The following is a 12109-nucleotide window of genomic DNA, read 5'->3' as shown; positions in this document are numbered from 1 at the left end:
GCCCCGCTGGCGCGCGATCTTCAGGCACGCAAGCGCGGATTCTACTCAGGCTCACAATCAATGCGGTCGCCGACGCTGAAAGCCTGCGCCGATGAGGTGACAAGCCATGGCCGATTGATCTGCGGCCCTGGCGCCTAGCGATGGTGGGATTTTAGGCCGCCGCTGGCGGAGTTCTCGGTTTCAAACCGAAGTGGCGCACCCGACACGATTCCTCTGGTGGCTAACTTTGTTGTCCATGCCGCACTCCTGATCTGGAGCGTCCAGCCATCGTCATCGAGACGATTCAGGTCAACGCTGTGATAGGCGATAGCGGCTAACGACCGCTTTTGTCGGGGTCTGGGAGGGTTGAATATGCAAACGACATGGCCGCTGACGCATGTGATTGCGGCGACCGAGGTCGATGCGGAAGAGATGAGGCTGCGGGAGGTGTTGGCCAGTGCGGGCTATGACGTGGCCAAGCTGACGTTGACGCCGCTGGCCCAGCAAGTCGTCGCAGAGGGGGTGAAGGCCGTGGTTACAGACCGCTCCGTTCCATTGGTCTCCGCCATGCACGAAGGACAGCCAGACGGGTCGGTTCTGGTCCGCTTTGAGTTCCCGACCGACGATGCGCAGTCGCTCGCCCAGTTGTGGTTGCCTCACACCGCCACGCTCTCCTGACGGTCTTCCACGACCGTTTCCATCGAGCGTTTGATGGCGGTCACCGTCATGGGCGAGGCGCGATGCAGCCGGGCGGTGGCGCGGATGCCCAGACCGTCCGCCAACGATTTCCTGATCGCCTCCACACGGTCGGAAGGTATGGGTTTGCGACCGCTCTTCTTGGTCGTCCGACGAAGCCCAGCCATGATGCGTTCACGGATCATGGCCCGCTCGAACTCGGCGAAGACGCCCAACATCTGGAACATCATCCGCCCTGATGGCGTCGAAGTGTCGAGGCCCTGTTGGTGGAGTTAGTTTTTCGAATCCTTCCTGACCGGTTCAGCCACTTTGGAAGATCGCGCCGCGAAGGCCGCGTTGACCACCGGGCAGGCGATGACCGTTCTTCAAAACGCCCTCACGAAATATGTCGGCGAGGCTGACAAAGGGCTCGGAGCAAGCCAGGCGCTCGGCTCAGCGATCAATAACCACCCATTGCAGACAGCCACAACGTCAGATTTGCTGGGTTAGAATATCGATTTCTTTAAACCGAAGTAGCGTTCCCAAAAGCGAGACGAGCGGGAGCATGGCTAGGCCTGCGTAATATAGATACGTGGCGACCGCTGTGCCGCCCCAGCCAAATCGGCCATCTGCCATCGGCGCTGCCCAGACCGACGCGCTCGTCAAAAATAGCATCATCACCAAAGCAATCGACGGCCGCACCAACCTAGCAAGTTCAACCTTTTGACGCTCCGTAGCGGCTCTTCTTTCCACTCTCGTAGTGTTGAGAAGGTCGATGAACCCAGATTTCACAAGCAGCATGAGGCCTACAACGAATGTGCTGACAGGGATTATGAGCGAGTAGAAGAGGCCAGAGGGATAAGCCCTATCTGGCGCAAGCCGCCAAAGGATCGCACCAGCGATCATGACCAGCGCGATGCCGCCGACTACAGCAGCCCGCCGCCGTCTATCTGTCGTCATGGTAGTTGTTGCCCAGGTCCGCCGTCAGTTCTGACCAGATCATGCCCCTGCTAGTGTATACGTTCCACCCCTGGCCGAACTTTGAAGCGTCCGCTCTTCGGACTGGTGACCACGGTGAGCTTTCAGCACCGATGCCTTTGACCGCAATCGACCCGAAGCGGACGGTGTGGCTGCCGATCGCGCCTGACGTGGCCGTCGGCCCTGGGAAGCGGGATCAATGGGAGCAGGGCTTCACTCTGGAGGAAGCCAAGCCGATCCGCGACCTGAACGAAGCCACCTGGGGCCAAAGCTCTATGGTCGTCGGGCGATCGCCGGATCTGATCCGATCCCTTGCCTCACGGCGCTAAAGCCGGGCGAATGAACAGAAATGAACAGGCCATGTGATCTGCGCCACGGTGGTGACCATGTGATGACCCGAGCATTACGCTCTGCGCCATCCGGCCCGTAAGTGCTTGAAAGAGATGGCGCGCCGCCCTGGACGGAACGGAGAACTATATCGCTACCATCGCCTTGGCTAGCTGATGTCCGGAACGCGCCACAAGCGACCGTTGGCTTTCTAAAAGGAACAGGACATTGGGTCCTACTCCATGCGTCTGTTAGTCAACATTGGCAGGTCTGCGTCCTAGTCAGATTGCCGCATTGGCGATGGTTCTGAGCTCCTCGGCAAACTCCACATCGCCAAGATCATCGAGCGCGTCATCTGCAAGAGTATCTGCGTCTTGATCGAGTGCCCAGACCGCCGCCGGGTGGTTCGGAGGGAGATAGCTAGCCATCATGGCCACCTTCACCGGGTCGCGATCCCGCGCCGCCCAAATCATTGCGACCAGAAGCGCCTGACGCTTCGGATTTGTGGCCAGCAGGCGGCAAGCCTCCGCCACGGCGTTGATCGGACCGGCGTCGCCAAGAAGGAGGGCAAAACGGACGGCGATAGGCGCGATCCGCCCCGCCAAAAGCTTCGGGGTAACCATCTTAGGGACGGCGGGATCGAGGGGTGTAGGCGCGAACAAGAGTGCATTCGCGGCCATAACACGCACGGACCTGCGCCCCGGATCAGCCGCCAGATGGAAAAGGCGTGTTTGAGCCGCGAGGCCGCCATTCGAGACCAACAGATCGAAGCTTGAGCCACGAAGGCCTAAATCGCTTGTCTCTATGCCGAGTTTATAAATCCTCTCTGCGGCGGCATCATCCAGCGGCCCGAGGCTAGCGATGGCGGCCACCGCCTTACGGGCTATCGGGAAGACATCGTCTTCGTCGTAGTAGCGAGCGTGCCCTTTCGACCAGGTGTTGTCCGTCAGATGCAGGAGCGCCTCACGATGATCGGAGTGCGGTTTGGCGGCGAGCAGATCGACCAGTGCGTCGAGAGTAGGCGGCAAACTTGAACTGGCGAACGCCAGGATGTCCGGAGGAAGCGGCGCCAATAGAGGCTCAACGATCGCCGTGAGCGCCTTCGCCTGAACATGCGCGAACCGATGAACCAGGCCGAGAGCCAGTCCGCCCTGAAACCCCCGACGTATGGCGGCTTCAATGGCTTCCACTGCGACGTCAGGCTCATCCTCCTGTTCGTCCAGGAGGACTGCTTCGATGTCCGCGTCGATCGACAAGCCTGTGTGCTTGTCGAGACCGATCAGAAGACGACGAACAGGAAGACTTGGATCAGGTATGGCCGTCAGAAGGGACAGGGCTGCGGCGCTCACGCTCGGAGCCTGATTCTTCAAAAGGGCCGCCGCCGCCCGTCCGAACTCTCCGAAGGGCGCCGGCATGGCCGCCAGGCTGTTCTGGGCCGCCGCGGTGTCGACTTTGCGAAAATGGCGGGCCGTCTTGACCATGGAGCCCAGACTGATGGAGAGCCGAACGAGACGCTCGGCGCCGCCGTTTGCAACGAGATTTTCGAAGAGAGACTGCAGCGTCGATGGGTCGTGGACGGCCAGCGCAGTCAGGGCGCTCGTCACGCTATCCTCTTCAGTCGCTGGATCGCCGATCAGCCCCACAAGGTAAGGACAATGAGACGGGTCCCACGCTCGAATGAGGATGTCGAGCGCTTGGGCCGCATGGCGACTGCTCGCAGCAGCCGCGATCACAGCGCTCACTTCATTAGGATCGGCCCGACCTTCCTCGGCATCGCCGAACACCCCCTTTATCCAATGCCAGACCAGATGCCCCCTTTCGGAATGTGTGCTGACCGTTCGCCATTGTCCGGCTTTGCGAGCCGCATCCACATAGGCCCCGAGGAACACGCCGGCGGTGTAGCCGTCCTCTTCATCACCGACATGTTCCCACCAATCGACACCGTAGACCTCATTGACACGCGCGAGATGGAGGGATCGGTCGCGCTCCCGGTGAAGGCTCTTCTCGACAGCGACCGAAGCCTCAACGACGGCGGCGAAGCCGGGCAGATCTTTCACCGCCCCATGCGCGACAGTTCCTGCGGATCGATCCACGCCGAAACCGACCATTCGCAAAGCCGCGTCGCGGAAGGTCGCAGGCGCCGTGGTCGGCAGCAGCCGCGCTACTGCATTAGCGAAACCCGGGCCGTAGCGGTCGTTGTGCAACGGGAGGATTTCACGGACGAATGTTTCCACGACGCTCCGGGCCGAAGGATCAGCGGAAAGGCGATCGTACCACTCCGGAGGATGTTGGGGATCCGCCCATCCGACCAGATCCCACAGCGACTTGCCGCGCTTGTGCTGGAGAAACCGCGCCGCTTCGCAAGGTGCACTGGCGGGGGACCCCGCCAGTGCAGCGAGTTTGAGGTGCTCTTCGAACATTGACCCAGCTTCGATCAGCCGCGCTTCGAGCCACGCGTCAATGACCGTTTGCGCCGGCGGCGCGGGCTTAATCTTGAGATCGGCGATGCTCGCCGCAGCCGCCGCGACGCGTGCGGCGGCCGCAGCGCCCCACGCTGGATCGAACAGATTGGGGGACGCGAGGATGTGGACCAGTTTCCGAAGTGTCCGCCGGGCGGTCAGCGATTCGGAAATTAAGGCCTTCTGGATGCCGGCTTCAACCCGAGGATGATAGTAGGACAAATCGCCTTCAGGCGACCGGCGCAGATTCCGAGCCGCAACGAAAAACCCGGCAAGCGGGGAGACCCCACGCGACATCGTATCATCTGCGTCCGCGAGATCTGACTCGAGGTCTCGCAGCAGTGTGCCTGAGAGGCGCCCGAACGCCTTGATCAGAGCCCAGATCACGGCGGCCGCGGCGAGATCCTTCCGTTCTTCGATCTGGTGAACGACAGTCGCTTCGATCGAATTCTGGTGCGCAACGCTGATCGCCTCGCGCACGAGGCCGGGCGTCCCGCGCAGCTTCGCATCGCGAGTCGGCACGGCGTCAAAGAACTTCTGGATTTCCAGCGGCGTCGCGAGCTCGTCGAGAACATCAGACATGGCGTGCTTGATTTGGAGCTGCAGCACTCGAGGCAGAGCGTCGATGCGGCTTTCGTAGAGGCGACGACGTTGATCCGGGCCATAGTGTTCGGCTTCGAGCGGTACGATCCACGGACGCAGTTCTTCCGGAATCCGTGCGCTCTCGGCGACATCCAGCCGGGAGGTAACAACGATCCGCCGTCCGGTCGTTGCGCGCGCCAACAGACCTGCCAGTTGATCGGTCCAAGGACGGCTTTGAGGATCGAAGTCGAACCGCCCCCAAGGATCCTCGACGTCGAACAGGACGGGAAGTTCTGTCTTATCATCGCGGATTTCATGTGGTCCTAGCCGTATCGCCACGCGGCTGAGGCCTGGGTCCTCCTCGCGGAACTCATCATAAAGTTTCCGCGTGGCAAGAGTCTTTCCGGTACCTGACTGTCCCAGGATCAGGACGCCGTGCCGATCGCGCAGGACGCCCTTAAGCGCTTCCCAGTTTGTAGGATGCACGAAGGCGTCCAACTCCGGCGAACTCGCGATATAGCCATCGAAGCGCCTGATAACGACCTCAAGCTCGTCTGCTTTCCAAATGCCCCCGCCTGCACCCAGAACCCGGCGGCGCGCCTCTTTTCGCAACGCCGCTCGGCATGCCTTCCAGCGACTGTTCGGCACCCGGAAGCTCTCGGTGAGAAGTCTTCGAATTTCTCCTTCGAGGATGACATCTTCAAAGCCAGAGACGACAGCAACACGGCCTGCGGACTTAGCTGGAAGCAATTTACGCATAGACGCGGGGAGGACATCGGTCTTCGGCCAGCCGCGCTTCCTGATCCTCCGTGGCCTGGCAATGGCGCTCGAGTCGACTCAGCCGTGATCAACTTCTCCAAATTCACTCTCCCGACTTCCAGCATCATGGGATCACAACGTTGGGCTTTGAGGAAGAAGCGACGGTTCCAAATGAGTTGCGGATCGCGGCGATAAGCTCGTGTCGCGTCCCGAAACTGGCCGAGGCCTAATTGGGCAAGGCGTCAGCCTCTCTATCCAATGGATGTCGCAAATGTGCTGGGAGGCTATTGCAGAGACGGGCACGCTGCGGACCCAACACCTCAACGACTCTGACTTGCCAATGGGGCGGCACCCGCATCCGCGCCCCACGAAGCGCAGAGAACAAGGCGTCCGCCAGGGGGCCTACGCGGGCTCCCTCGTCGGGTAAGGTGGCGAACAACAGGTCCGTGGTCGAGCGCAGATCAAGGCCAGGGAAACGTTTGGCGGCGATCGCGGTCGCTTTGCGTTCATCAATCAAAGCGATGCCGTTCAGGCGCGCCGCCACGACCAACGTTGCGGCTTCGCCATCGTCCAATGTGTCAGCCGTGCCGCCGCCAACGAGGCTGAGGTAAGGGTCTTCATCCGCGGCCTCCAAGGCCGCGACCCGGATTTGACCAGCTCGGATCAGCGGTTCGATGTGTTCTAGAACGCCGTGGCCATTGGCGCTGCCGCGCTGAAGTTCCTGAAGCACCACGTCAACGATTACGATAGGCGCGCCTAAGGCGGCCAGAATCTCCGCACAGCGACCCGTGGCCGCGAGGTTTATCAGAACACTCGCGTCCGCTACCTGTACCGTGCCTTCAGCGCCGGATTCGGGGAAGGCCATCGGCCGCCTCCTCGTCCGCTTCGTAGGCGTCGATCAATTCCCTGGCCTGGACGCGGTCGATCTTGAGCAAACTGGCGACCTGGCCTTCGGAAAGCAGGTCGCGCTTCCAAGCCTCCGCTGCAAGGATTTGCAGCCTCAGAGATACGGACCGCTCCGCATCCCGGCCTCGCGGATCGAACCCGGGGTTCTCGCCCAAAACCTGACGAGCTTGATCGTTCGTGATGCCGCCGGTTCGGTCGAACCAGTCCCAAGTCCCATTCGGCACTAGGTCCAATTCTTCAAGACGACGCACCAGCGCCTCCCGAGATACGCCGAAGGCGTGAGCGAGCACGATCACATGGCGCCGAGTCAGATTCGATGCCCCGGCCGTCGCATCCCGGAACATCGACTTCACTGTTCGCGCAGGCGTCAGGAACGCCCTTGCGAACGCATTGGCGTAGCGTTCCTCGCGCGTCTGCTCCGGCGATCCTTCGTAAAGGCTGTCTGGCGCGCGGCGGGTCGAGATGTAGTGGCCCAGTTCGTGGGCGGCGGTCTGGGCCCGCCGCTCCCTCGGATGGAGAGCATTCAGCAGGATGCATGGGCCAACACTCGCATCATAGGCGTAGAGGCCAGAAATCTTGGCCTCAAGCCGACGCACAAAAACGCGTGCTCCGAGTTGCAGTTCGAGAATGGAGATGACGTCATGAACCGGTGCATCCCCTATGCCGAGCCACTGGCGAAGTTCGAATGCATCTTCTTCGGCTTGGGCAAGCACATTGCCAGGCAGGATTGGGCGCTCCGGCGGCTCGGATCGGCTACGGGAGACGCCGAGCAGATCCTCTAGTTCGACCTCAGCCTGAACCATATCCGTGAGCAAGGCTGAAGCTGCTTCTACCGTCGAACCGCCATCTTGGTGTCGCCGGAATCGGGGGCGCAGGTCCACCTTGGCGGACTCGCGACGCAGCATCGCGTTCACCGTAGTGCCGTAGAGACCAGCAAGGGTCTGCAGCTCATCCAGACGCGGACGACGACCGCCCTGTTCGATGGCCACTAAGGTCGTTCGGGCCGCAGAAATAGCTTCAGCCGCTTGGGCTTGGGTGACCTTGGCTGCATCTCGCGCCAGACGCAGGCGTTCACCCAAGGCGATGGGGTCGAGGACGAAAGGCACCTTCATCACGCGGCCAAGCTGGCGGCATAGCGCGCGAGGAATGATTGGTCGCCCTGCGCGGCCACGAACCGGCGCCACTCATGGGCATGGCGGTTCAGCAGGTCTTGGGTTTGGGCGAGGACCGCGCCCCCTTCCTCGCCGAGGGCATCGGCCGTCAGACGGATGACCCGATGGAACGCTCGGGTTTGCGCCGAGGGCGATGCCAGTGAGGCCAGATGATCCATGTGCAGCACGCCCGCGATTCCATACTCTCGAAGAGCGGGCGTATGTCCTTGGAATGCGTTTGCAGCGCCAGTGTCGAAATCGGCGACCGTCAGATTTTCCCACACATACCGCTCGGCGGGTTCATCGATCTCTGCGGTGAACATGCTCAGCCGGCGTAAGATGCAAGCCGCGCAGATTCCGCATTGGCGACGCACTCCGTCCACAGACGCGTGCTGTGAGCTCTGCCAGCAACTTCTTGTTTTAGTCACGAAGTCCGGTGGGGTCGGTAGCGCCTTCGCCGCCGCCAAGGTTTCTCCCTTGGTGTGCCAGAGACGCGGATACTCGTAGCGGACTTCATGTCCGGTCAGCGCCAGGAACAGGCTCTCCATTTTGCGGCTGAATGCTGGGTGCACGCGATAGTCCGGGTAGGCATGGCCAGATCGGACCAGCACCGGTCCCAAGGCTCCTTGCCCGCTTTCTGTGACTATGATCCGCTGAACCTCGGACATCGCGGCCGCGATTGCAGTCACGACCGCGAACTTGAATCCACGTGACCGCGCAGACGACTCAGGGCTGCTGGGTACAGAGATCTTATAGGGGACGCGCGCGAACGGCTTTCGGTCCTTATCCAGCGCCGCTTTATCGACCCCTCCCGCCCCCAGTCGAACACGCACCAACTCGCTGTTGGTCGCATGGGCGGTGAGCGCGTGGACAGCGAGGGAATCCAGACCTTCGCTGTAAGGCATGATGAGCGCGCGATACGGCGGTAGGGGCAATGAAACCGCAACGGGAGCGGGCTCGTCTTGCCGCCGAGCTTCAAACCGGAACCGCCAGACATCGCCAGTAAGGAACGATAGCGTTTCCTCCAGCAGCGCCTTGGTCTTCGGCGCGAACCAGACGTCGGGCTCGTGGACCGCGACCCGCACATCGAATGAACGCGACCACCCCCAAGCCGGGCGCCGCTTGATACGGTCGCAGAACTCGACCGCAGCTGCGACAACCAGCAAGTCGAAGAGGCGTCGGTCAAAGCGCGCGAAGAAAAACGAAGTGAGGTCGCGCGTATCCAGACGCAGGTTTTTGCCCAGAACGGCCTGCTTCGCGCCAAGGCGAAGCGGCGTGTCTGCTTCAAGCACATCGACCAAGAGCGGCTCATCACCGGCGCGGTAGGAAGCGAAGCCCGTCATGCGAGTGCCGGCCCATCCTCAAGACCGGAACGGTCCACGGTCTTCGGCAAGGCCCGCTTCATGACCCCGGTCACAAGGCCCGTCGCAACTACACGCACTCGGTCACGCGCCTGGTTCAGCGCTTCGGTGATGCGCTGCTCCACATGAGCGGCCCTCTCCTGGGGCGACCGCCGCAGATAGTGCTCCACAAGAGACCGGGTCACCGCTTCCCCGCGTTCCTCGAAAACGGCCTCGGCCCCGCTCTGGAAGGCTTCCGCTCCGCGCTTGCCCTCCCGCAGGGCTTCGCCAACTGCGTTGACCAAGTCGATTTCCATAACGGAAGCGGCTTGTGACCGGAGCGCCGCAACTTGCTGCGGAGAATCGTCAATCAACGTGGGCTGCTCAGACGTGAGGATTCGCCGGAGACTTTTGAGCAGACCTTCGCCGATCTCCCCTTTCGCGTCCGCCGCAAACGCAGCCGGAATTTTCTCGACCACTTCCTCGAGTGCATGGACACGCCCATCCGCAATCTCGCAGACCTTCTTCCAACCCCGCCTCAAGGGCAGGCTACGATGAGGACCGTCGCTCATTGTCACACCTCCTACGTTAGGAAGCGTGCTTTAGAGACCTGACATTGTCAACATATATATCGACGATTTCTGACATCAACTCTGTGACGCTCTGCCGTGCGTCATATTCGACGAAAACGGCATATTTGGTGATCACCGAATATAGCGTATTCATCGAATATACGCTAAAGAGGCCATATTCGCTGGTGACCGAATATGGCCTCTTTATCGAACAAGCTCGAATCCGAGTTAATCGACGCTCTTTTGGAAGCGTTGAATCAGGTGCCCATGACTCACGCGCAGGTAGCTGCACGAGACTCGCATATGGGTACCAGCGTGGCAGACGTGGTGATTAACGCCAATACCGCAGGCCAGCCTTACCGTCTGATCGTCGAGTGTAAGACCGAAATATTCCCACGCGACCTAAGAGAGCTGATCTGGAGATTGCGGGCGATAGCTGGACAGCCAGCGGGCGATGCTATGCCTCAATTTCCATTCATCAGCGCAGAAACCATCTCCCCGGGCGCTAAGGAAATCCTGCGTCAGGAGCAAGTCGGTTATTCCGACAAAGGCGGCAGCCTATTCGTGCCAGCGCCAGGTGCCTATTTGTTCATCGACAAGCCACTGCGGAAGTCGGCTGAAAAGAAGCTAGGCGCCATTTTTCAAGGTCGCCGCGCTCAGGTGCTGCACGCCGTATGGGAAAAACGAGGCGAGTGGTTCGGAGTCCATCAACTCGCGAAATTGATCGATGGAGCGCCGGCGACCGTCTCCGAGACGTTGACGACGGCTGAACGTCACAATTGGCTCGAAATCCGCGGATCTGGGCCATCCAAAGAACGCCGGCTCGCGGACTCCCAAGCCTTTCTGGACGCATGGAGCGAACATCAACGCCAGGCACCCAAGCCGAAACTGAAGAAATATTTTGTGCCTGGCGGCGGATTGCTCGATGTGACCGGAAAGATTGATGCCGCCTTCGCCAACCGGCACGCCCTCTACGAGATTACGGGTGAAGCTGCCGCACAGCAGTATGCGCCATACCTCTCCTCGGTGAGCCAAGTCCGGTGCCGCTTCATGGATAACACCGCCAGCCGCGACGCGCTTGAATCTATCGACGCCAGGCCGGTTCAGGAGGGTTGGAATCTTGGCGTGCTCGAAGCGGATTCAGAAGGTGAGTTCGCTTTTCGCCGCCATCAATCCATTTGGCTAGCCAGCCCCTTGAAAGTCTACCTCGACCTTCTTCAAGGGGCGGGTAGATCTCCAGAAATGGCCCAACACCTGCGCGAAACCATGCTTCAATGACCAAGCCCCAATTTCTCGATGGCTATAGCGAGCAAGTCACTACGGACTGCGAACGCGTTCTGGTCACCCTTCTCCGCGGGCTAGGTCCGCTGAGACAGTCAGTCTTTCTGGTTGGCGGCCTGACCCCTCGATACCTTGTGAAGGCTAAACCGCCAGAGATCCCTCCCCATGCCGGCACGGGCGATATCGACATGGTGGTCGATATGGCGATCCTCGCGAACACAGAAGCCTACGCGACGCTCGAAAAGAACCTTAAGCGCATGGGTTTCGAGCGGGGCGAAAACGATAACGGTGCCAAGGTGAACTGGCGCTGGAAGGCCAAGCTGGAAAGCGGCAGCGTCCTGGTCGTGGAGTTCTTGGCTTACGATCCCAACGTCGCAGGAAGAATGGTCGAACTGCCCACGGCAGGCAATGTGACTGCCATGAACATCCCTCACGCAGATATCGTGTTCGATCTGCACGACAAGATCACCATCACCGCCGAGCTACTCGGTGATGACGGACACGCTACTGAAACGATTGCGCATGCAAATCGCGTCAGCTTTTCGTGCCTGAAAGCGTTTGCTTTTGATGATCGCAGGGAACGCAAGGACGCCCACGACCTCGTATATTGCCTGGAGCATGGCGAGGGCGGGGTTGAGGTTGCTGTCGCCGAGTTTCAGGCAGCAGCCGAAGGCGCACATCGTGATGTCATTGCCGACGGACTTCGCAAGCTTCAGACCCGTTTTGGAGATGGCGAGAACGTGGAGGGCTTCCGCAAAGACGGCCCTGTGGCCGTTGCGAAATTTGAAATCGGCGATGACGACGAGACAGCTGAACTCCGCCTTTTAAGGCAGCGCCAGGTAGCCGATATCGTTGGAAAGCTTCTTGTTGGCCTAGAATACATCTGGACGGAACCGAAGCTGGCGGCGACCAGCGAGAAGGCGCATTAAGTTCGCTCCTGACCGGTGAACTTCTCTCTCGCCCAAGGGAATCCCGCAGGGATAAGCGAGCCGCTCTCCCTTGCCGACCGCGCGCCCTTCCCGGTGCTCTATAATCCGCGCGACGGGATTCTCAGGCTCGCGAAAACGCAACTGTGCGCTGGCAGCTATCTGCCGCCCACC

General features: G+C 60.6%; 10 protein-coding genes and 1 pseudogene. 4 read left to right on the top strand and 7 right to left on the bottom strand.

The genetic code is table 11. The features are described 5' to 3' along the window. Positions 1 to 351 precede the first annotated feature (351 nt). Entirely contained in the window at positions 352 to 657 is a 306-nt protein-coding gene (locus JKF87_RS10340) for a hypothetical protein (RefSeq protein ID WP_201099817.1), read from the top strand. Here JKF87_RS10340 and JKF87_RS10335 read toward each other — a convergent pair. Beyond that, positions 636 to 926, bottom strand: a pseudogene (locus tag JKF87_RS10335) (recombinase family protein); the annotation flags it as partial. The gene JKF87_RS10340 and the pseudogene JKF87_RS10335 overlap by 22 nt on opposite strands. A gap of 220 nt (positions 927 to 1146) precedes the next feature. Continuing rightward, positions 1147 to 1614, bottom strand: a complete 468-nt coding sequence (locus JKF87_RS10330; protein ID WP_201099815.1) for a hypothetical protein — start codon at positions 1612 to 1614, stop codon at positions 1147 to 1149. Positions 1615 to 1745: 131 nt separating this feature from the next. On the opposite strand from JKF87_RS10330, the gene JKF87_RS10325 reads away from it, so the two are divergent. Further along, a complete protein-coding gene (locus JKF87_RS10325; protein WP_201099814.1) occupies positions 1746 to 1961 on the top strand; it encodes a hypothetical protein in 216 nt (71 codons plus the stop codon). 279 nt (positions 1962 to 2240) lie between these two features. Here the strand turns inward: JKF87_RS10325 and JKF87_RS10320 are convergent, their stop codons facing one another. The 5 genes from JKF87_RS10320 to JKF87_RS10300 form a co-directional block, all read right to left on the bottom strand. Next, positions 2241 to 5759 (bottom strand): nSTAND3 domain-containing NTPase, encoded by a 3519-nt coding sequence (locus tag JKF87_RS10320; protein WP_201099813.1) that lies wholly within the window; start codon positions 5757 to 5759, stop codon positions 2241 to 2243. A 226-nt stretch (positions 5760 to 5985) separates the two neighbouring features. Beyond that, on the bottom strand, positions 5986 to 6624 hold the full coding sequence (locus tag JKF87_RS10315) for a hypothetical protein (RefSeq protein WP_201099812.1): 639 nt from the start codon (positions 6622 to 6624) through the stop codon (positions 5986 to 5988). Continuing rightward, the gene (locus JKF87_RS10310; RefSeq protein ID WP_201099811.1) at positions 6599 to 7777 is read right to left on the bottom strand and encodes a helix-turn-helix domain-containing protein; all 1179 of its coding nucleotides are present in this window, start codon (positions 7775 to 7777) and stop codon (positions 6599 to 6601) included. The genes JKF87_RS10315 and JKF87_RS10310 overlap by 26 nt, the downstream gene beginning before the upstream one ends. Next, the gene (locus JKF87_RS10305) at positions 7777 to 9159 is read right to left on the bottom strand and encodes a 7-cyano-7-deazaguanine synthase (protein WP_201099810.1); all 1383 of its coding nucleotides are present in this window, start codon (positions 9157 to 9159) and stop codon (positions 7777 to 7779) included. The genes JKF87_RS10310 and JKF87_RS10305 overlap by 1 nt, the downstream gene beginning before the upstream one ends. Then, positions 9156 to 9728 carry a hypothetical protein gene (locus JKF87_RS10300; RefSeq protein ID WP_201099809.1) on the bottom strand — a complete coding sequence of 191 codons (573 nt, stop codon included), beginning with the start codon at positions 9726 to 9728 and terminating at the stop codon, positions 9156 to 9158. Before JKF87_RS10300 ends, JKF87_RS10305 begins: the two co-directional genes overlap by 4 nt. A gap of 195 nt (positions 9729 to 9923) precedes the next feature. On the opposite strand from JKF87_RS10300, the gene JKF87_RS10295 reads away from it, so the two are divergent. Both JKF87_RS10295 and JKF87_RS10290 read left to right on the top strand, forming a co-directional pair. Next, positions 9924 to 11006 carry a type IV toxin-antitoxin system AbiEi family antitoxin gene (locus JKF87_RS10295; protein WP_201099808.1) on the top strand — a complete coding sequence of 361 codons (1083 nt, stop codon included), beginning with the start codon at positions 9924 to 9926 and terminating at the stop codon, positions 11004 to 11006. Continuing rightward, positions 11003 to 11938: an antitoxin gene (locus tag JKF87_RS10290; protein ID WP_201099807.1), complete on the top strand. Its 936-nt coding sequence runs from the start codon at positions 11003 to 11005 to the stop codon at positions 11936 to 11938. Before JKF87_RS10295 ends, JKF87_RS10290 begins: the two co-directional genes overlap by 4 nt. Positions 11939 to 12109: the final 171 nt, after the last annotated feature.

This window comes from Brevundimonas nasdae (genome assembly GCF_016654005.1).
GTDB lineage: Bacteria > Pseudomonadota > Alphaproteobacteria > Caulobacterales > Caulobacteraceae > Brevundimonas > Brevundimonas nasdae.
The sequence above is the reverse complement of the archived record's forward strand: the minus strand, read 5'-3'. Positions and strand labels throughout refer to the sequence as shown.

Coding starts and splice junctions, on each gene's coding strand:
- JKF87_RS10305 (WP_201099810.1), bottom strand. CDS start 9,159: ATGACGGGCTTCGCTTCCTACCGCGCCGGTGATGAGCCGCTCTTGGTC.
- JKF87_RS10320 (WP_201099813.1), bottom strand. CDS start 5,759: ATGCGTAAATTGCTTCCAGCTAAGTCCGCAGGCCGTGTTGCTGTCGTC.
- JKF87_RS10290 (WP_201099807.1), top strand. CDS start 11,003: ATGACCAAGCCCCAATTTCTCGATGGCTATAGCGAGCAAGTCACTACG.
- JKF87_RS10325 (WP_201099814.1), top strand. CDS start 1,746: ATGCCTTTGACCGCAATCGACCCGAAGCGGACGGTGTGGCTGCCGATC.
- JKF87_RS10340 (WP_201099817.1), top strand. CDS start 352: ATGCAAACGACATGGCCGCTGACGCATGTGATTGCGGCGACCGAGGTC.
- JKF87_RS10300 (WP_201099809.1), bottom strand. CDS start 9,728: ATGAGCGACGGTCCTCATCGTAGCCTGCCCTTGAGGCGGGGTTGGAAG.
- JKF87_RS10315 (WP_201099812.1), bottom strand. CDS start 6,624: ATGGCCTTCCCCGAATCCGGCGCTGAAGGCACGGTACAGGTAGCGGAC.
- JKF87_RS10310 (WP_201099811.1), bottom strand. CDS start 7,777: ATGAAGGTGCCTTTCGTCCTCGACCCCATCGCCTTGGGTGAACGCCTG.
- JKF87_RS10330 (WP_201099815.1), bottom strand. CDS start 1,614: ATGACGACAGATAGACGGCGGCGGGCTGCTGTAGTCGGCGGCATCGCG.
- JKF87_RS10295 (WP_201099808.1), top strand. CDS start 9,924: ATGGCCTCTTTATCGAACAAGCTCGAATCCGAGTTAATCGACGCTCTT.